Here is a 19,663-nt window from a genome sequence, read left to right as displayed (position 1 = left end):
GGAAGGCTGAGTGGAGGCGTTTATCCGGGGATTGGCGCGTAGCGCCGTTCGACGCAGTCGAACTCATTGCATGTAGGTCGAAGCGAAGCCGACCGGAGGGCAATGCCCCCGGATGAATGCCGGAGCGAAGGCACGCCGAGCCCCAGCGAGGGGCCGGACGTTCGGGGCGAGCGCTTTTTTTGCTTACTTTTTTTGAGGCGCTTGTTAAAAAAAGTGAGTCGCCGTAAGGGCGAAACCATAGGTGGCCGTTACAGAAGAAACGGATATGTACACGGTCAACCAAGAACATGGTCGGCCCAGAGGCCGCCAAGACCAAACCAAACCGCAAACTGACAGCGCCGTCAGTTAGCCGTCACCCTCCTGACCAGCAAACAGGTTTATAAAGGAAACTACCTTACCCACCGACCGACCACCCAGCCCCGGCGCCCCACTCGCATGCGAATCCAGAAAAAACCCGCCCTGCTCGTCGCCCTTCTGATCGTCCTGGCAGCGCTGGGCCTGTGGTACGCCAACAAACCGGCCAAGGCCAAACTCGCCACCCCCACCGCCATCCCGGTGCGCGTGGTCGCCGTCGCCGAAAAAGACGTGCCGCGCTACGTCAGCGGCATAGGTTCGGTGCTGTCCCTGCACAGCGTCGTGGTCCGCCCGCAAATCGACGGCATTCTCACCAAAATCATGGTCAAGGAAGGCCAGCTGGTGAAAAAAGGTGACCTGCTGGCCACCATCGACGACCGCTCGATCCGCGCCAGCCTCGACCAGGCCAAGGCACAACTGGGCGAAAGCCAGGCGCAACTGCAAGTGGCGCTGGTCAACCTCAAGCGCTACAAGCTGTTGAGTGTCGACGACGGCGTGTCCAAGCAGACCTACGACCAGCAACAAGCCCTGGTCAACCAACTCAAGGCTACCGCCCAAGGCAACCAGGCCTCGATTGACTCCGCTGAGGTACAGCTTTCCTACACGCAAATTCGCTCCCCGGTCAGCGGGCGCGTCGGTATTCGTACTGTGGACGAAGGCAACTTCCTGCGCATGACCGACACCCAGGGCCTGTTCACGGTGACCCAGATCGACCCGATCGCTGTGGAGTTCTCCCTGCCACAGCAAATGCTGCCGACCCTCCAAGGCCTGATCAACGACCCGCAACACGCTCAGGTAAAGGCCTACATCGGTGCCGACACCGACGGCGAAACCGGCAACCTGCTCGGCGAAGGTCACCTGACCCTGATCGACAACCAAATCAACGCCAACACCGGCACCATCCGCGCCAAGGCCGAATTCGACAATCCGGGGCAGAAGCTCTGGCCGGGCCTGCTGGTGACGGTAAAGATTCAGACAGCCCTGGATAAAGATGCGCTGGTGGTGCCGCCGACAGTCGTACAACGCGGCCTCGACCAGCACTTCGTGTACCGGGTCAATGGCGACAAGGTCGAAGCCGTGCAGGTGCAGATGGTCTATCAAGGCAGCGGCCAGGACATCATCAAGGGTGTGAAGCCGGGTGATGTACTGGTCAGCGATGGTCAGTCGCGGCTCAAGCCCGGCGCTACTGTGCAAGTGCTGACCGAACCTCCTCAAGTGGTGCGATCGGAGGCGGCACAATGAAAGGCCATGGTTCGATTTCAGCCTGGTGCATCGACCACCCGGTGGCCACGGTCCTGCTGACGTTCGCCCTGGTGCTGCTAGGTGTCATCGCGTTTCCGCGCCTGCCGGTAGCACCGTTGCCGGAGGCAGAATTCCCAACCATCCAGGTGGCCGCGCAACTTCCCGGCGCCAGCCCGGAAACCATGGCTTCCTCGGTGGCCACGCCCCTTGAAGTGCAATTCAGTGCCATTCCCGGCGTAACCCAGATGACCTCGAGCAGTGCACTGGGCTCGACCAACCTGACCCTGCAATTCACCCTCGACAAGAGCATCGACACCGCCGCCCAGGAAGTGCAGGCAGCGATCAATACTGCCGCGGGCAAACTGCCCAAGGACATGCCGAACCTGCCGACCTGGCGCAAGGTCAACCCGGCGGACAGCCCGGTGCTGATCCTCAGCGTCAACTCGTCGCTGATGCCAGGCCCTGAGCTCAGCGACCTGACGGAAACCCTGTTGTCCCGTCAGCTCAGTCAGGTCGACGGTGTAGGCCAGGTCGTCATCACCGGTCAGCAGCGTCCGGCGATTCGCGTCCAGGTATCCGCCGACAAACTCGCCGCCATTGGCCTGACCCTCGCCGACATCCGCCTGGCGATCCAGCAGACCAGCCTCAACCTGGCCAAGGGTGCGCTGTACGGGGAGTCGAGCATCTCGACCCTGTCCACCAACGACCAGTTGTTCCACCCCGACGAATACAGCCAGTTGATCGTTTCCTACAAGGACGGTGCACCGGTTCACCTCAAGGATGTCGCGAAAGTCGTCAACGGTTCGGAAGATGCCTACGTTCAGGCGTGGGCGGGTTCGCAACCGGGCGTAAACCTTGTGATCTTCCGCCAGCCAGGCGCCAACATCGTCGAGACCGTGGACCGCATCCAGGCCGCCTTGCCGGCACTGGAAGCGATGCTCCCCGCCTCGGTGCAGGTCAAGACGCTGATCGACCGCACCCAGACCATCCGTGCCTCGCTGCATGAAGTGGAAATCACCCTGCTGATTGCAATCATGTTGGTGGTGGCGGTGATGGCGCTGTTCCTGCGCCAACTGTCGGCCACGCTGATCGTGTCGGCAGTGCTCGGCGTGTCACTGATCGCCAGTTTCGCGCTGATGTATGTGATGGGCTTCAGCCTGAACAACCTGACCCTTGTGGCGATCGTGGTCGCCGTGGGCTTTGTGGTGGACGATGCGATCGTGGTGGTGGAGAACATCCACCGGCATCTGGAGGCCGGTGACGGCATGCGCGAGGCGGCGATCAAGGGCGCCGGCGAGATCGGCTTCACCGTGGTTTCGATCAGTTTTTCACTGGTGGCGGCGTTCATTCCACTGCTGTTCATGGGTGGTGTGGTCGGTCGGCTGTTCAAGGAATTCGCCCTGACCGCCACCTCGACCATCATGATTTCGGTGGTGGTCTCGCTGACATTGGCGCCAACGCTGGCAGCGCTGTTCATGCGGGCACCGGTGCATCACGTTCATAGCAAACCGGGCTTTGGTGAACGTCTGCTGGCGTGGTACGAAAAAGGCCTGCGCCGCGCCCTCGCCCACCAGAAAATGATGATCGGCGTGTTCGGCCTGTCGCTGGGGTTGGCGGTCGCCGGTTACATCTTTATCCCTAAAGGTTTCTTCCCGATCCAGGACACTGGCTTCGTCCTCGGTACCACCGAAGCAGCTGCGGATATTTCCTACGGCGACATGGTGAAAAAACACCTGGCGATGGCCGAAATCGTTGCCGCCGACCCCGCTGTCGAAACCTTCTCGCACTCAGTCGGCGTCTCGGGCAGCAACCAGACCATTGCCAACGGCCGCTTCTGGATCACCCTGAAAAAACGCGGGGATCGCGACGTCTCGGCCAGCCAGTTCATCGACCGGATTCGCCCACAACTGATGAAAGTCCCGGGCATCGTCCTGTACCTGCGTGCAGGGCAAGACATCAACCTCAGCTCAGGCCCGAGCCGCGCCCAGTACCAATACGTGCTCAAGAGCAACGACGGTGCGACCCTCAGCACCTGGACCCAACGCCTGACGGAAAAACTGCGCGCCAACCCGGCCTTCCGCGACATTTCCAACGACCTGCAACTGGGCGGCAGCATCACCCACATCAGCATCGACCGCAGCGCCGCCGCACGTTTCGGCCTCACCGCCAGCGACGTCGACGAAGCCCTGTACGATGCCTTCGGCCAGCGCCAGATCAACGAATTCCAGACCCAGGTCAACCAGTACAACGTGATCCTGGAGCTGGACACCAAGCAACGCGGCAAGGCCGAAAGCCTCAACTATTTCTACCTGCGCTCGCCCCTGAGCGGGGAAATGGTGCCGCTGTCGGCCCTGGCCAGGTTCGATGCGCCGACCATCGGCCCGCTGTCCATCGCCCATGACGGGATGTTCCCCGCCGCCAACCTGTCGTTCAACCTGGCCCCCGGCGTGGCGTTGGGCGATGCGGTGATCATGCTCAACCAGGCCAAGGCCGACATCGGCATGCCGACCGCCATCAGCGGCAACTTCCAGGGCGCGGCCCAGGCGTTCCAGAGTTCACTGGCCAGCCAGCCGTGGCTGATTCTGGCGGCACTGGTGGCGGTGTACATCATTCTCGGCGTGCTCTACGAGAGCTTCGTGCACCCGCTGACGATCATTTCCACCTTGCCTTCGGCGGGCCTCGGTGCGGTGATCATGCTGTGGATTTGCGGCCAGGACTTTTCGATCATGGCCTTGATCGGGCTGGTGTTGCTGATCGGTATCGTCAAGAAAAACGGCATCCTGATGATCGACTTCGCCCTCGAAGCGCAGCGCAATGGCGGACTGTCGCCTGAAGAGGCGATCTTCAAGGCCTGTATCACGCGGTTCCGGCCGATCATCATGACCACCCTCGCCGCCCTGCTCGGCGCCCTGCCGTTGATGCTCGGCTATGGCACCGGTGCCGAACTGCGCCAGCCCTTGGGGATCGCCGTCGTCGGTGGCTTGCTGGTCAGCCAGGCGCTGACGCTGTTCACCACGCCGGTCATATACTTGTGGCTTGAGCGGCTATTCCATCGACCTAAACCTGCGCCAGAACCGGTGCTGGCGACCACAGACTGAGGCGGGGTCATGCGCGTTCTGATTATCGAAGACGAAGAAAAAACCGCGGACTATCTGCACCGCGGCCTGACGGAACAGGGTTTCACCGTGGATCTGGCCCGCGATGGTGTGGACGGTCTGCACCTGGCGCTGGAGAGCGACTACGCGGTAATCGTCCTCGACGTGATGCTGCCGGGCCTCGACGGCTTCGGTGTGTTGCGCGCCCTGCGTGCGCGCAAGCAAACCCCGGTGATCATGCTCACCGCCCGCGAGCGTGTGGAAGATCGCATCAAGGGCCTGCGTGAAGGCGCCGATGACTATCTGGGTAAACCGTTTTCCTTCCTTGAACTGGTGGCACGCCTGCAAGCGCTGACTCGCCGTAGCGGCGGCCATGAACCGGTGCAGGTGAGCATCGCCGACCTGTGGATAGATTTGATCAGCCGCAAGGCCACCCGCGCCGGTACACGTCTGGACCTGACCGCCAAGGAGTTCTCGCTGCTCAGCGTGCTGGCCCGGCGCCAAGGCGAAATCCTGTCAAAAACCGCCATTGCCGAGATGGTCTGGGACATCAATTTCGACAGCGACGCCAACGTCGTCGAAGTCGCGATCAAACGCCTGCGGGCCAAGCTCGACGGGCCGTTCGAAGAGAAACTGCTGCACACCATTCGTGGCATGGGTTATGTGCTGGAGAGCCGTGGTGTCCAGTAATTCCATCGCGCTGCGTCTAAGCGGGATGTTTACGCTGGTAGCGCTGCTGGTGTTCCTGTTGATCGGTTGGGCGCTGTACCAGCAGGTCGACAAAGGCCTGGGCCTGCTGCCAGAAGCCGAACTCGATGCGCGCTACAGCGTGCTCGAATCCACGGTCGGCCGTTACGGCACGCCCGAGCATTGGGTGAAGATCAACAACAAGCTCAATCTGTTGAGCGAAGAAGACAAGCGCATCAGTTTCTGGATCATCAGCGGCGATCCACACTACGAATACGGCAACCTGACACCGCAGATCCGCGCCTTTGCCCAAGGGCCACTGGGCACGCGCGACATGCATCTGCCGGAGCACCCGTATCCGCTGAAAGTGCTGGTCAGTGAGTTCCCGGCCAAGGACCAGCGCCCGCCGCTGCGCTTCATGATCGCCATCGACACCGAAACGTTTTTCCACACCCAGCATCACCTGCTGGTCGCGCTGATCAGCCTGGCGATTGTCGGTGTGCTGCTGGCCTCGGCACTGGGTTATTGGGTGGCGCGGATCGGCCTCAAGCCGCTGATCAAACTGTCCCAGGAAGCCCGGCGCCTGGCCCCGCCGTTGCGCTCGGGGCGCTTGCGATTGTCACCGTTGCCGCCGGAACTCGATCAATTCGTCAGCTCGTTCAACTCAACCCTGGAACGGGTCGAGCAGGCCTACTCGCGCCTTGAGTCATTCAACGCCGATGTTGCCCACGAACTGCGCTCGCCACTGACCAACCTGATCGGCCAGACCCAAGTCGCATTGACCCGCGGACGCTCCGCCGAGCATTACTTCGAAGTGCTGCAATCAAACCTCGAAGAGCTTGAGCGACTGCGTTCGATCATCAACGACATGCTGTTCCTCGCCAGCGCTGATCAGGGCAGCAAGGCGACCAAACTCACCTCGACCTCGCTGGCCGATGAGGTGGCCACGACCCTGGAATATCTGGACTTCATTCTCGAGGACGCTCAAGTCCAGGTCGAGGTCAGTGGTGACGCGCAAGTGCGGATCGAGATCGCCCATCTGCGCCGGGCGTTGATCAACTTGTTGAATAACGCGGTGCAGCACACCGCGCCCGGGCAGGTGATTCAAGTGCGGATCGAAGCCCAGGAGCATCAAGTCAGCATCGGCGTCGCCAACCCAGGTTTGCCGATTGCCAGTGAGCATCTGCCGCGCCTGTTCGAACGCTTCTATCGGGTCGATGCGTCGCGTAGCAACAGCGGCCACAATCACGGCCTGGGGCTGGCCATCGTCAAGGCGATTGCGCTGATGCATGGCGGGGATGTGTTCGTGCGCAGTGATCATGGGATGAATACGTTCGGCATACACCTTCCCGTCTGAAACACACAAACTACTGTGGCGAGCGAGCTTGCTCGCGCTGGGCTGCGAAGCGGCCCTAAAAACCTGTGTGCGCGTTCTTTCAGACAGTCCATATTCCTCGGACCTGCGACTGCTGCGCAGCCGAGCGGGAGCAAGCTCCCTCGCCACAAAAGCGCTCGACACCACCAACTGTTGCTCAAGTCGCAACAGTCCTTTCATGAATCCGCTCTTTTTCCCCTCGCCTCATATCCTTATCTTTGCCCGCACCAAACAGCACTTGCCAAGCAAGAAGGTTTTAAAGATGTCCAACAGTATGGGTATTGCCAGCGCTTTCGTTTTGTCCTCTTTGTTCCTGTCGCCATTGGCGATGGCGGAAGAATCGCAGACTTTCGTCGCGCATAACGCCGCACGCGCTGCGACGTTCGAAGAGCATCAGGTCGAGATGACAGCCAAGGCTGCCCAAGATACCCAAGCCCCGCAAGCGTCCAGCATCCAGGCCCAGCCACGGGTCGAGAAAGACAGCTGACCGGCACCGATCACCCCCGTTTTCATCGACACTTTTCATCGGCTCTTCCCTTTGAAAAGTTGTCTCCAAAGCCGCTGCTGTCAGCGGCTTTTTTTATAGTGGCGACTCGGCCTTCTTTGCAATTTCTGTAACGAAAGTCACTGACGCCCACGCCATTGATCAATCGTTCGAGCAACAGGAAGGATTCACTCGGCTGCTACGTTTATGCAACTACGCTTAGAGCGTCCCTTTAGCAGACGTCAGCCCTATGACCGCAAGCCGCACCGCACATTTTCAAGGCCCGACCGGGCGACCCGAGATCTTGGTGATCTTCGGCAGCACCCTGACAGTCATCTCGATCCTGTGCATCGTCACCTTCCTGCTGATCCGCGAACACGCCAACGCCCAGCAGACCGCCACACGTAGCGCGACCACCATCGCGCAACTGATCGACGCCGATGTCTTGCGTACAGTCGAGCTCTATGACTTGACCCTGCAGGGCCTGATCGCTGCCGCCCAGCGGGACGACCTTAAACAGGTTGCACCGCAGATCCGTCATCTGGTGCTGTTCGACCGCTCCACCACTGCGCGCTACAAGGGCGACATCCTGCTGCTGGACAAGCACGGCGACGTGCTGGCCGACTCCTCATTGATCGAACCGAAACCGGGGAACTTCGCTGACCGCGATTATTTCCTGGCCCATGTCTTCAATCGCGACACCGGCATGTTTATCAGCCGGCCGTTCAAGCCACGCTGCGACTGCGATGACAGCGACGAATGGCGCATCAGTTTCAGCCGGCGCATTTCATCGCCCACGGGTGAGTTTCTGGGGGTCGCGGTAGCGTCGATGCGCATGAGCTATTTCGATCAGCTGTTCAGCAGCCTCGACATCGGCAATGGCAGTACGCTTGGCATCATCAACGACGACGGGATTCTCCTGGCGCAGAAACCGTACCGTGAACAAAACGCCATCGGCAAAAGCATCTCCAGCCGCCCTAACGTCGTACGCATGCTGCGCGAGCGCAGTGGCACCTTTGAAAGCGTGTCGAGTGTCGATCATCAACGGCGCCTGTACACCTTTACCCGGGTCGGCAATCTGCCGTTGACCGTCATCGTGGCCCTTTCCATCGACGAAGTGTTCGCTACCTGGAACCGCACAGCCTATGCGATCAGCGGTGCAACAGGGGTTTTGTGCATCGGCCTGTTGTGGCTGACCTGGCTGCTCTGTCGGGAGCTGCGACGGCGCCAAAGTGCCGAGCAGGAATTGGCGCAACTGGCGGCCACCGATGCCTTGACCGGCGTGGCCAACCGTCGATCCCTTGATCAGACCCTGCGCCATGAATGGTTTCGCGCGCAGCGCAGCGGCAAGCCGTTGTCATTGCTGATGATCGATGCCGATCACTTCAAGGCCTTCAATGACCGACACGGGCATCAGGCCGGCGACGAAGCCTTGCGGGCGTTGGCCGAGGTCATCCGCGCCAATGTCCATCGCCCGGCGGACCTGGTGGCTCGCTATGGTGGCGAGGAGTTTTCGGTGATCCTGGCCGAAACTGACAGTGAAGGCGCGAAGCAGATCGCCGAGCACATCCGCGAGGCGGTGCAGAAACTGCCACTGGTGGACCCCGGTGAGCCGCCGATGAGCGTGAGCATCGGCATTGCCACCTGGACGGCGGCCAGCGATATCAACCTGGAGCAATTGCTGTTCAGCGCGGACAAGGCGTTGTATCAGGCCAAGGAAGGGGGGCGGAACCGGGTGGTGTGCGCCGGCTGATTTTTTTGTTGAGTGGACGGACGTCATCGCGAGCAGGCTCGCTCCTACAAGGGAATACAATCCACTGTGGGAGCGAGCTTGCTCGCGATGAGGCCAGCCGAGGCAACACAAAATTCGGGACATAAAAAAAGGCCACCCGAAGGCAGCCTTTAAAAACTAGAGAGGTTTTTTGCTTACACCGCCGCAACCGGGCGCATGTAAGAGATTGGTGCGGTGCTGGCGTCTTCGAACGTCACGACTTCCCAGGCATCTGTCTGCTCAATCAACTTGCGCAGCAGCTGGTTGTTCAGTGCGTGGCCGGACTTGAAGCCCTTGAACTCACCAATCAGGCTATTGCCCAGCAGGTAGAGGTCACCAATTGCATCGAGAATCTTGTGCTTCACGAATTCGTCTTCATAGCGAAGGCCGTCTTCGTTCAGTACGCCATCGGCGTCGACCACGATTGCGTTTTCAACGCTGCCGCCGAGTGCGAGGTTGTGCTTGCGCAGGTACTCGATGTCACTCATGAAACCGAAAGTACGGGCGCGGCTGACTTCTTTTACGAACGAAGTGCTGGAAAAATCCACGCTTGCACTTTGGGTGCGGTCCCGGAAAACCGGGTGATCGAAATCGATCTCGAAGCTCACCTTGAACCCTTCGAAAGGGACGAAAGTGGCGCGCTTGTCGCCGTCTTCCACTGTCACTTCACGCAGGATGCGGATGAATTTCTTGGCGGCGTCCTGTTCTTCCAGGCCTGCCGATTGAATCAGGAATACGAAGGGTCCAGCGCTGCCATCCATGATCGGGACTTCGGACGCGGAGAGCTCGACGTAGGCGTTATCGATGCCCAGGCCAGCCATGGCCGAGAGCAAGTGCTCTACCGTGTCCACTTTGACGTCGCCATTGATCAGCGTGGTCGACATAGTGGTTTCGCCGACGTTTTCCGCGCGGGCAGGAATCTGCACCACAGGGTCGAGGTCAGCGCGACAAAACACAATGCCAGTGTCGACAGGCGCAGGCTTGAGGGTCAGGTAGACCTTCTCCCCGGAGTGCAGGCCTACACCTGTGGCACGGATAATATTTTTCAGTGTGCGTTGTTTAATCATGGCTTGGGCCGCTTCAGCGCAAATTGCGAACTGGTATCAACAAAGGCTGGCGATGATAGCAGACCGAGCCTTTGCTGAACACCAATCACCTTCATAGCCCTGATACATTCCATCAATCGGCCTGACGACGCAGGAAAGCCGGGATGTCCAGGTAGTCCAGGTCATCTTGCGGATTCATCTTCGCGGCAGTCGCAGCACCGGCCTGGGCCTGGTTGCGCATGACGGTCGGACGGTCCAGGTCACGGTAGTTAACCGCTGGAGCTTCCTGACGAACAGGGGCCTGTTGTTGTGGCTGTGCAGCCATCGAAGTGTGAACGGTGTTGTCGATGACCTTCACAGGCTTCTCGATTTTAGCGCCAAGACCTGTGGCAACGACAGTCACGTGCAGCTCGTCGCGCATGTCCGGATCGATAACGGTACCGACCTTGACCATCGCGTGCTCGGAAGCGAAGGCTTCGATGATGCTACCCACGTCGGAGTACTCACCCAGGGACAGGTCAGGACCGGCGGTGATGTTCACCAGGATGCCGCGTGCGCCTTGCAGGTTCACGTCTTCGAGCAGCGGGTTGCGGATGGCCGCTTCGGTTGCTTCGCGTGCACGGTTCGGACCGCTGGCGCAGCCAGTGCCCATCATCGCCATGCCCATTTCGCTCATCACGGTACGCACGTCGGCGAAGTCGACGTTGATCATGCCCGGACGCTTGATGATGTCGGAGATACCGCGAACGGCACCGGCCAGTACATCGTCAGCCTTGGCGAAAGCCGACAGCAGGCTTGCGTCTTTACCGAGGATGGTCAGCAGCTTCTCGTTGGGAATGGTGATCAACGAGTCGACGCTTTCAGACAGCAGACGGATGCCTTCGTCGGCGATCTGCATACGCTTGCGGCCTTCGAACGGGAACGGACGAGTCACGACCGCAACGGTCAGGATGCCCATTTCCTTGGCCACTTCGGCGATGATCGGCGCAGCACCGGTACCGGTACCTCCGCCCATGCCAGTGGTGATGAACACCATGTTGGTGCCCTGCAGGACTTCGGCAATGCGCTCACGGTCTTCCAGAGCAGCCTGACGACCTACTTCAGGGTTGGCGCCAGCGCCCAGGCCCTTGGTCACACCGGTACCCAGTTGCAGGATGGTCCGCGCGCCGATGGATTTCAGCGCCTGGGCATCAGTGTTGGCGCAGATGAACTCGACGCCTTCGATGTTGCTCTTGACCATGTGGTTGACAGCGTTGCCGCCGCCACCGCCGACACCGATAACTTTGATTACCGGGCTTGCGGGGATGTTGTCTACGAGTTCGAACATTTTCCCTCTCCTTTCAATTCTCTAGTTTTTTCGCCTACTGCGTGCTTCGGTGTAACGGTATTACGGTAAATCTTCAGAAATTGCCCTGGACCCACTTCTTCAGGCGGTCCAGCAGCGGAGCCTGTGGCTCTTCGTTGCTGTAGCTGTCGCGGCTGCCGATGCCCGAGAACGAGATGCCGTCGGACTGCTTCTGCAGGCCGTACATCAACAGGCCGACGCCGGTGGAATAGATCGGGTTGCGCACCACGTCATCCAGACCTTTCACGCCGTGAGGCACGCCCAGGCGCACCGGCATGTGGAAGATTTCCTCGGCCAGTTCAGTGGCGCCTTCCATTTTCGCGGTACCGCCGGTCAGCACGATGCCGGCCGGGATCAGGTCTTCGTAGCCGCTGCGGCGCAGTTCGGCCTGGATCAGCGTGAACAGTTCGTCGTAGCGCGGCTCGACCACTTCGGCCAGGGCCTGGCGGGACAGTTCGCGCGGCGGACGGTCGCCGACGCTTGGCACCTTGATGGTTTCGCCGGCACCAGCCAGTTTGGCCAGGGCGCAGGCGTAACGGATCTTGATTTCTTCGGCGTACTGGGTCGGAGTGCGCAACGCCATGGCGATGTCGTTGGTCACCTGGTCACCGGCAATCGGGATCACAGCGGTGTGACGGATCGCGCCTTCGGTGAAGATCGCGATGTCGGTAGTACCGCCACCGATGTCCACCAGGCACACGCCCAGCTCTTTCTCGTCATCGGTCAGTACCGAGTACGCGGAAGCCAGTTGCTCGAGAATGATGTCGTCGATTTCCAGACCGCAGCGGCGCACGCATTTTTCAATGTTCTGTGCAGCGTTGACGGCGCAGGTGACCACGTGGACCTTGGCTTCCAGACGCACGCCGGACATGCCCAGCGGCTCGCGGACGCCTTCCTGGTTATCGATCACGTAATCCTGCGGCAGGGTGTGCAACACGCGCTGGTCAGCCGGGATCGCCACGGCCTGGGCGGCGTCGAGCACGCGTTCAAGGTCTGCCGAGCTGACTTCGCGATCCCGAATCGCCACGATGCCGTGGGAGTTCAGGCTGCGGATGTGATTGCCGGCCACGCCGACGAACGCCGAGTGAATGCGGCAACCGGCCATCAACTGCGCTTCTTCGATAGCGCGCTGGATCGATTGCACGGTGGATTCGATGTTCACCACCACGCCTTTTTTCAGGCCACGGGACGGATGAGTACCGATCCCGACGATTTCCAGCGTGCCGTCGTCCGCGACCTCGCCCACCAGCGCCACCACCTTGGAGGTGCCGATATCGAGACCGACGATCATTTTGCCGCTTTGCACGTTTGCCATGGGTCCTGCCTCTTCTTAATTCTTCGCGACAGCGGGTTGGGCTGCCGTGGGCGCTACAGGTTCCCGCCAGCCAACAGCGAGGCCGTTGGCGTAGCGCAGATCGATGCGCGCAATGTTCGTAATCTGTTCTTTGAGCGTCTTGTCATAGATGGCGATGAAACGGCGCATCTTTTCCACCTGGTTGCCGCGTCCCAGCAGCAGTTCGATCCCGGGACCCGCACTGCCGGGGCCGGTGGTCAGGAACCAGCTGCCGCGATCACGCAGTTCCAGGCGTGCAATCGAGAAGCCCAGCGGCCTGAGCATCTGGCTCAGCACCTGGTATTGCTGCATCACTTGCTGCTGGGCCCGTTGTGGGCCGAACAGCTGTGGCAGGTGTTCATAGTTCGCCAGCTCGCGCGGGGTGAAGGCCTGGCCCTGGTTGTTCAATAGCGACTCGTCGCCCCAACGGGCCACCGGCAGTTGTTCTTCCAGGCGGATCACCACCTGATCCGGCCACACCCTGCGCACTTCGGCGTGGGCAATCCATGGCATCGTTTCCAGCTCGGTGCGCATGCTCGCCAGGTCGATGGTGAAGAAGCTCGACGCCACGTAAGGGGCGATCCGCTGCTGCACTGCTTGCTGGCTGATGTAGCTCAGGTCGCCCTGCACGTTGATCTTGGTGATCGGCCGGTCGGCATACGGCAACAACCGTGTCGCACCTTCGTAAGTACCGAACCCCAAGGCCACCAGCAGTACCGGCCAGAACAGGCTTTTCAGAAAGCCGAAATTGGCTTTCGGCAGGCGCGCGGACATCGGCTCTTTGGCCACCATTCGGCTGGCACCCCGCGGCACCGGCTTGCGGCCGGTCGGTGCGGTGGGCTGATGTCTGAGCTGAGCGCCTTGCATGGCCTTAACCTCTCGTCGACTCTTGGTTACCGGCAGTGTTGCTGGCAACGCTCTCGGCCAAAATGGCCAGGACCAGTTGCTGGAAATCCAGACCGGCGGCACGGGCCGCCATCGGCACCAGGCTGTGATCGGTCATGCCCGGTGCGGTGTTGACTTCCAGGAACCAGAACTGCCCGTCGGCGTCCTGCATCACGTCTGCCCTGCCCCAACCGGCGATACCCAGCGCTTCACAGGCTTTCGCCGTGAGGTCCATGAGTTCCTTTTCCTTGGCGCTGTCCAGACCGCACGGAATGCGGTACTGGGTATCGTTGGCGATGTACTTGGCGTCGTAGTCGTAGAAGCTGTGCGTCGTGCCCAGGGCAATCGGTGGCAACACCTGGTCACGCAGGGTGGCGATGGTGAACTCCGGACCGTGAATCCATTGCTCGACCAACACTTGCGAATCGTAGGTACTGGCCGCTTTCCATGCGTCGATCAATTCGGACGCGGAACTCACTTTGGCCATACCGATACTTGAACCTTCATGGGCCGGTTTGACGATCAAAGGGAAGCCCAGTTCCGTCGTCGCCGAAATACAATCGGCCTCGCTGCTCAGTACCGCGTGACGTGGGGTCGGAATGCCCAGGCTGTGCCAGACCTGCTTGGTGCGCAGTTTGTCCATCGCCAGGGCCGACGCCAGAATGCCGCTGCCGGTGTACGGAATGCCCAGGCATTCGAGCAGGCCCTGCATGCTGCCGTCTTCACCGCCACGACCGTGGAGGATGATGAAGGCGCGGTCGATCTTTTCGTTGAGCAGACGCTGCAGCAGGTCATCGCCCACGTCGAGGCCGAACGCGTCCACACCGGCGCTTTGCAGTGCGTCCAGAACAGCGTTACCCGACTTCAGGGACACTTCTCGCTCGGCACTCTTGCCGCCGAACAGCACGGCGACGCGGCCGAAATCTTTCGGCGCGATCGTGGAGACCAGGTTGGCGTAGGCAGCAGTCATTTCAACGTCCCCTTCTCCGGCGCGGCAACGGCACCGGCGAACAACTCACTTTTCAACAGTTTTGGTGCGAGACCGCCGATATCGCCGGCGCCCTGGCACAGCAGGATGTCGCCGGCGCGCAGCAGCGGCTTGACCACTGGCGCCAGGTCAACACCACGCTCGATATAGATCGGATCAAGCTGGCCACGCTGACGGATGCTGTTGCACAGCTTGCGGCTGTCGGCGCCCGGAATCGGCTCTTCGCCGGCCGGATAGACTTCCATCAGCAGCAGTACGTTGGCGTCGGCCAGTACATTGACGAAATCGTCGTACAGATCACGGGTGCGGCTGTAACGGTGCGGCTGGTAGACCATCACCAGGCGGCGCTCCGGCCAGCCACCGCGTACGGCCTTGATCACGGCCGCGACTTCCGTCGGGTGGTGACCGTAGTCATCGACCAGCATCACATTGCCGCCGTCCACCGGCAGTTCGCCGTAGACCTGGAAGCGTCGGCCGACACCCTGGAACCCGGACAGGCCCTGGACGATGGCTTCATCGCTGACGCCTTCGTCAGTGGCGATGCAGATGGTCGCCAGTGCATTCAATACGTTGTGGTTGCCCGGCATGTTCACCGAAACATCCAGCGGCTCGCGGTCAGGGCGCAGCACGGTGAAGAAGGTCTGCATGCCTTGCTGGCGCACGTTGATGGCGCGCACGTCGCAGTCTTCGCCGAAGCCATAGGTGACCGTCGGGCGTTTGACCTGCGGGAGGATTTCACGCACCACCGGATCGTCCAGGCACACCACCGCCAGGCCGTAGAACGGCAGGTTGTGCAGGAATTCGACGAAGGTTTTCTTCAGCTTGTTGAAGTCACCGTCATAGGTCGCCATGTGGTCAGCGTCGATGTTGGTGACCACGGCCACCAGCGGCTGCAAGTGCAGGAAGCTGGCGTCGCTTTCGTCGGCTTCGGCGATCAGGTAGCGACTGGTGCCGAGCTGGGCATTGGTGCCCGCGGCATTCAGGCGTCCACCGATCACGAATGTCGGGTCCAGGCCACCAGCGGCGAATACCGAAGCGATCAGACTGGTGGTGGTGGTTTTGCCATGGGTACCGGCAACGGCGATGCCGTGGCGATAACGCATCAGCTCAGCCAGCATTTCTGCACGCGGCACCACCGGGATACGGCGTTCCAGCGCGGTAGCGACTTCCGGGTTGGAGGTGTTCACAGCGCTCGACACCACCAGCACGTCAGCGGCCGCGGCGTTCTCGGCGCGGTGGCCGATGAAGATCTGCGCCCCGAAAGACTCCAGACGCTCGGTCACCGGCGAAGCCTTCAGGTCAGAGCCGGACACGGCATAACCCAGGTTCAGCAGCACTTCGGCAATCCCGCACATGCCCACACCGCCGATACCGACGAAGTGGATACGACGGATGCGGCGCATTTCCGGTTGCGGCATGGCTTTCTGACTCTCAACCATGGGCCACCTCCAGGCAGCTATCGACCACGTTACGGGTGGCATCGGGTTTGGCCAGGCGGCGTGCCGCGGTAGCCATTTCGTTGAGTCGTTGTGGTTGCATCAGGACCTCTGTCAGGCGAGCGGCAAGATCCGCTGCACCAGTCGTTCTTTGCGGCATCAGGAAGGCTGCGCCTTCACGGGCCAAATATTCGGCGTTGCGGGTCTGGTGATCGTCGATGGCGTGAGGCAAAGGCACCAGCATCGAGGGCAGACCGGCGGCGGCCAGTTCACTGATGGTCAGCGCGCCTGCGCGACATACCACCAGGTCGGCCCAGCTGTAGGCTTGAGCCATGTCTTTGATGAAGGGCTGCACCTGCGCCTCGACGCCAGCCGCGCGATAGCGCTCTGCAGTCACTTCATCGTGGTTTTTGCCGGCCTGATGGAACACTTCCGGACGCAAGTCGGCAGCGACTTGCGACAGGGCTTCAGGCAGCAACTTGTTCAACGGTTCTGCGCCCAGGCTTCCGCCCAGAATCAGCAAACGCGCCTTGCGACCGGCCAGGGCAGGTCGCGATGTCTCGAGGAACAGCTCGGTGCGCACCGGATTACCAGTGGTCCGGCGGCTGTCCGACAGGGTAAAGGTGTCGGGGAACGCTTCACAGACTCGGGCGGCCAACGGCACCAGCAACCGATTGGCGGTACCGGCCACGGCGTTCTGTTCGTGAACGATCACCGGCACGCCGGCCAGTTTTGCCGCGACGCCGCCAGGACCGGTCACAAAGCCACCAAAACCCACGACGCAGACCGGTTGCAGACGGCGAATGATCGCCCGCGCCTGCCAGACCGACTTGAACAACATGAACGGCGCCTTGAGCAGGGACAATTTGCCCTTGCCGCGCAGACCGCTGGCGTTGATCCGGTGCAGCTCGATACCGGCTGCCGGTACCAGATCGTTCTCGATGCCACGCGGGGTGCCGAGCCAGTGCACGGTATAGCCGCGCGCCTGGAATTCGCGGGCACAGGCCAGCGCCGGGAACACGTGGCCACCGGTACCGCCTGCCATGATCATGACGTTAGCGCCCATGGTTCGGCTCCTCAGCGAAGTCGCTCTCATGGAACTCCATCTCTTCACTGCCCAGGTGGGTTCGACTTTCCCACTCGATGCGCAGCAACAAGCCGAGACAGGCACAGCAGATCACCAACGAACTGCCACCATAACTGAGGAACGGCAGGGTCAGACCCTTGGTCGGCAGCAGGCCGACGTTCACGCCGATGTTGATCAGGAACTGGCCGATCCACAGGAACGACAAACCGTAGGCAACATAAGCGGCGAAAAACTGCTTGGCCTTTTCCGCCCACAATCCGATGTACATGCCGCGAATACACACGAAGACGAACAGTGCCACGGTACACAACGAACCCACGGCACCCAGTTCTTCGGCCAGGACCGAGAACACGAAGTCGGTGTGGGCTTCCGGCAGGTAGAACTGTTTCTGCACGCTGTTGCCCAGGCCGACGCCCAGCCATTCGCCGCGACCGAAGGCGATCAAGGCTTGGGACAGCTGATAGCCGGCACCGAACTGGTCGGCCCACGGGTCGGCAAAGTTGGTCAGGCGCGCCATTCGATACGGCTGCATTTGAATCAACAGCACCACCGCGCCGACAGCCAGCACCACCATCAGGGAAAAACGGAACAGCCCGACGCCCCCCAGGAACAGCATCGCCGCCGCAGCGCCCATCATCACGACGGTGGCACCGAAGTCCGGCTCCATCAGCAGCAGGCCCGCCATCGGCAGCAGCACGATGAACGGCTTGAAGAAGCCCATCCAGCTTTCGCGCACTTCTTTCTGGCGACGCACCAGATAACCGGCGAGGTAGATCACCACGAACACCTTGGCGATCTCGGAAGGCTGGACGTTGAAGAAACTGAAGCCGATCCAGCGCATCGAGCCGTTAACTTCACGGCCGATCCCCGGAACGATCACCATCACCAGCAAGCCGAACGCACCCAGCAGCATCAGCCAGCCCAGACGTTGCCAGGTAGCGATCGGGATCATCATGGTGACGATGCAGGCACCCAGGCCCAGCACCACGTAAATAAGGTGGCGAATCATGTAATACAGGGCGCTGCCCGACTGCACGGCCGCCACTTCGGTCGATGCCGAGGCGATCATGATCAGCCCCAGGCCGAGCAGCGTCAGGCAACCGGCAAGCATCGGGAAGTCGAGGTCGATACCGCGCCCGGTGATGAGCGGCGATGGATACGGCTTGATGATGCCTTTTAGGCTCATGCCAGATCCTCCACGGCTTGGACGAACTGGTGACCACGGTCTTCGTAGTTCTTGAACATGTCGAAACTGGCACAGGCTGGCGACAGCAGCACCACGTCGCCCGGCTGGGCTGCGGCGCGGCATTGCTCGACGGCTTCGATCAGGGAGCCGGCGCGGATCAGCGGTACGGCATCGCCGATGGCCTCGCCGATCTTGTCGGAATCGCGGCCCATCAGGACCACGGCGCGGCAGTTGGCCGCCACCGGATCGCGCAGGTCCTTGAACTCGGCGCCCTTGCCATCGCCACCGGCGATCAGCACGACCTTGCCGTCGATGTCCGCGCCCAGGCCTTCGATGGCAGCCAGTGCAGCGCCAACGTTGGTGGCCTTGGAATCGTTGTAATAGCCCACGCCGTCAAGGTCACGGACCCACTGGCAGCGGTGTTCGAGACCGGCGAAGGTGCGCAGGCTCGACAGCATGGCATCGAATGGCAGGCCGACTGCATGGCCCAGGGCCAGGGCTGCCAGGGCGTTGGACTGGTTGTGGGCGCCGCGAATCTTCAATTCGCGCACTGGCATCAGATTCTGGAATTCGAAGGCCAGGTATTTCTCGCCGTCTTCTTCACGAATACCGAAAGCTTTGAAATCGGGCTTGCTCAGGCCGAAGGTCCAGCATGGCTGCCCTTCGCCTATCAACGGACGACTCAGGGCGTCCTGACGATTGACCACAAACTGCCTGGCGCCACGGAAGATCCTGTGCTTGGCCAGGTGATAGGCCGGCAGACCGCTGTAACGGTCCATGTGGTCTTCGCTGACGTTGAGCACAGTCGCCACTTCGGCGTTGAGCTGATCGGTGGTTTCCAGCTGGAAACTCGACAACTCCATCACGTACAACTCGATGTCGTCGCTGAGCAAGTCCAGCGCCGGCGTACCGAGGTTGCCACCGACGGCAACACGCTTGCCTGCCGCAGCCGCCATCTCGCCGACCAGCGTGGTCACGGTACTTTTCGCGTTGGAACCGCTGATGGCCACGATCGGTGCCTTCGCGTTACGCGCGAACAACTCGATGTCACCGGACAATTTCACGCCACGGGCGGCGGCGGCCTGCAGGGCCGGGGTCGCCAGCGCCAGGCCCGGGCTCACGTAGAGCTCGTCGGCACGGCACAGGAATTCGACGTCCAGCTCGCCACAACGCACTTCCACGTGCGGATAGTCACGCTTGAGCGTGGCCAGTTCCGGTGGATTTTCCCGCGTATCGGCCACGGCAAACGCCACGCCCCGGTTCGCCAGGAAGCGAACCAGGGACATGCCGCTCTTGCCGAGGCCGACAACGATGCGGAAGTGGTCAGAAGCGATCAGAGACACGTATTT

General features: G+C 61.1%; 15 protein-coding genes. 6 read left to right on the top strand and 9 right to left on the bottom strand.

Annotated features, from left to right (window positions below; genetic code table 11):
- The first annotated feature begins 435 nt into the window (after window positions 1–435).
- The 6 genes from VC35_RS18975 to VC35_RS18950 all read left to right on the top strand — a co-directional run bounded on the left by VC35_RS18975 (window position 436) and on the right by VC35_RS18950 (window position 8,990).
- Window positions 436–1,596: an efflux RND transporter periplasmic adaptor subunit gene (locus tag VC35_RS18975; protein ID WP_046041937.1), complete on the top strand. Its 1,161-nt coding sequence runs from the start codon at window positions 436–438 to the stop codon at window positions 1,594–1,596.
- A complete protein-coding gene (locus tag VC35_RS18970; protein WP_046041936.1) occupies window positions 1,593–4,694 on the top strand; it encodes a multidrug efflux RND transporter permease subunit in 3,102 nt (1,033 codons plus the stop codon). The genes VC35_RS18975 and VC35_RS18970 overlap by 4 nt, the downstream gene beginning before the upstream one ends.
- A 9-nt stretch (window positions 4,695–4,703) precedes the next feature.
- Window positions 4,704–5,381, top strand: coding sequence for a heavy metal response regulator transcription factor (locus VC35_RS18965; RefSeq protein ID WP_046041935.1), 678 nt, complete (start codon window positions 4,704–4,706; stop codon window positions 5,379–5,381).
- On the top strand, window positions 5,371–6,735 hold the full coding sequence (locus tag VC35_RS18960) for a heavy metal sensor histidine kinase (RefSeq protein WP_046041934.1): 1,365 nt from the start codon (window positions 5,371–5,373) through the stop codon (window positions 6,733–6,735). Before VC35_RS18965 ends, VC35_RS18960 begins: the two co-directional genes overlap by 11 nt.
- 280 nt (window positions 6,736–7,015) lie before the next feature.
- Window positions 7,016–7,240: a hypothetical protein gene (locus VC35_RS18955; protein ID WP_046041933.1), complete on the top strand. Its 225-nt coding sequence runs from the start codon at window positions 7,016–7,018 to the stop codon at window positions 7,238–7,240.
- 247 nt (window positions 7,241–7,487) lie between these two features.
- Window positions 7,488–8,990 (top strand): sensor domain-containing diguanylate cyclase, encoded by a 1,503-nt coding sequence (locus VC35_RS18950; RefSeq protein ID WP_046041932.1) that lies wholly within the window; start codon window positions 7,488–7,490, stop codon window positions 8,988–8,990.
- A 173-nt stretch (window positions 8,991–9,163) separates the two neighbouring features.
- Here the strand turns inward: VC35_RS18950 and lpxC are convergent, their stop codons facing one another.
- The 9 genes from lpxC to murD form a co-directional block, all read right to left on the bottom strand.
- Window positions 9,164–10,075, bottom strand: coding sequence for a UDP-3-O-acyl-N-acetylglucosamine deacetylase (gene lpxC, locus VC35_RS18945; protein WP_007916984.1), 912 nt, complete (start codon window positions 10,073–10,075; stop codon window positions 9,164–9,166).
- 112 nt (window positions 10,076–10,187) lie between these two features.
- Window positions 10,188–11,381 carry a cell division protein FtsZ gene (gene ftsZ / locus VC35_RS18940; RefSeq protein ID WP_046041931.1) on the bottom strand — a complete coding sequence of 398 codons (1,194 nt, stop codon included), beginning with the start codon at window positions 11,379–11,381 and terminating at the stop codon, window positions 10,188–10,190.
- A gap of 73 nt (window positions 11,382–11,454) precedes the next feature.
- Complete coding sequence (gene ftsA / locus VC35_RS18935) at window positions 11,455–12,714, bottom strand: cell division protein FtsA (protein WP_007972611.1); 1,260 nt, start codon at window positions 12,712–12,714, stop codon at window positions 11,455–11,457.
- A gap of 15 nt (window positions 12,715–12,729) precedes the next feature.
- Window positions 12,730–13,599, bottom strand: coding sequence for a cell division protein FtsQ/DivIB (locus VC35_RS18930; RefSeq protein WP_046041930.1), 870 nt, complete (start codon window positions 13,597–13,599; stop codon window positions 12,730–12,732).
- 4 nt (window positions 13,600–13,603) lie between these two features.
- Window positions 13,604–14,587: a D-alanine--D-alanine ligase gene (locus VC35_RS18925; RefSeq protein WP_046041929.1), complete on the bottom strand. Its 984-nt coding sequence runs from the start codon at window positions 14,585–14,587 to the stop codon at window positions 13,604–13,606.
- Complete coding sequence (gene murC / locus VC35_RS18920) at window positions 14,584–16,044, bottom strand: UDP-N-acetylmuramate--L-alanine ligase (protein WP_046041927.1); 1,461 nt, start codon at window positions 16,042–16,044, stop codon at window positions 14,584–14,586. The genes VC35_RS18925 and murC overlap by 4 nt, the downstream gene beginning before the upstream one ends.
- Complete coding sequence (gene murG / locus VC35_RS18915; protein ID WP_046041926.1) at window positions 16,037–17,107, bottom strand: undecaprenyldiphospho-muramoylpentapeptide beta-N-acetylglucosaminyltransferase; 1,071 nt, start codon at window positions 17,105–17,107, stop codon at window positions 16,037–16,039. Before murG ends, murC begins: the two co-directional genes overlap by 8 nt.
- Window positions 17,097–18,314, bottom strand: coding sequence for a putative lipid II flippase FtsW (ftsW, locus tag VC35_RS18910; RefSeq protein WP_046041925.1), 1,218 nt, complete (start codon window positions 18,312–18,314; stop codon window positions 17,097–17,099). The genes murG and ftsW overlap by 11 nt, the downstream gene beginning before the upstream one ends.
- Window positions 18,311–19,657, bottom strand: coding sequence for a UDP-N-acetylmuramoyl-L-alanine--D-glutamate ligase (gene murD, locus VC35_RS18905; RefSeq protein WP_046041924.1), 1,347 nt, complete (start codon window positions 19,655–19,657; stop codon window positions 18,311–18,313). The genes ftsW and murD overlap by 4 nt, the downstream gene beginning before the upstream one ends.
- Window positions 19,658–19,663 lie beyond the last annotated feature (6 nt).

Source organism: Pseudomonas fluorescens (assembly GCF_000967965.1).
Lineage (GTDB): Bacteria > Pseudomonadota > Gammaproteobacteria > Pseudomonadales > Pseudomonadaceae > Aquipseudomonas > Aquipseudomonas grandcourensis.
Note: the sequence above shows the minus strand (reverse complement) of the source record. Positions and strands in the feature narration are given on the sequence as shown.

Bases quoted from the DNA above. Each gene is read 5' to 3' on its own strand.
- VC35_RS18955 (WP_046041933.1), top strand. From the start codon at position 7,016: ATGTCCAACAGTATGGGTATTGCCAGCGCTTTCGTTTTGTCCTCTTTG.
- ftsZ (WP_046041931.1), bottom strand. From the start codon at position 11,381: ATGTTCGAACTCGTAGACAACATCCCCGCAAGCCCGGTAATCAAAGTT.
- VC35_RS18950 (WP_046041932.1), top strand. From the start codon at position 7,488: ATGACCGCAAGCCGCACCGCACATTTTCAAGGCCCGACCGGGCGACCC.
- lpxC (WP_007916984.1), bottom strand. From the start codon at position 10,075: ATGATTAAACAACGCACACTGAAAAATATTATCCGTGCCACAGGTGTA.
- VC35_RS18965 (WP_046041935.1), top strand. From the start codon at position 4,704: ATGCGCGTTCTGATTATCGAAGACGAAGAAAAAACCGCGGACTATCTG.
- murG (WP_046041926.1), bottom strand. From the start codon at position 17,107: ATGGGCGCTAACGTCATGATCATGGCAGGCGGTACCGGTGGCCACGTG.
- ftsW (WP_046041925.1), bottom strand. From the start codon at position 18,314: ATGAGCCTAAAAGGCATCATCAAGCCGTATCCATCGCCGCTCATCACC.
- VC35_RS18975 (WP_046041937.1), top strand. From the start codon at position 436: ATGCGAATCCAGAAAAAACCCGCCCTGCTCGTCGCCCTTCTGATCGTC.
- VC35_RS18970 (WP_046041936.1), top strand. From the start codon at position 1,593: ATGAAAGGCCATGGTTCGATTTCAGCCTGGTGCATCGACCACCCGGTG.
- murC (WP_046041927.1), bottom strand. From the start codon at position 16,044: ATGGTTGAGAGTCAGAAAGCCATGCCGCAACCGGAAATGCGCCGCATC.
- VC35_RS18930 (WP_046041930.1), bottom strand. From the start codon at position 13,599: ATGCAAGGCGCTCAGCTCAGACATCAGCCCACCGCACCGACCGGCCGC.
- ftsA (WP_007972611.1), bottom strand. From the start codon at position 12,714: ATGGCAAACGTGCAAAGCGGCAAAATGATCGTCGGTCTCGATATCGGC.
- VC35_RS18925 (WP_046041929.1), bottom strand. From the start codon at position 14,587: ATGACTGCTGCCTACGCCAACCTGGTCTCCACGATCGCGCCGAAAGAT.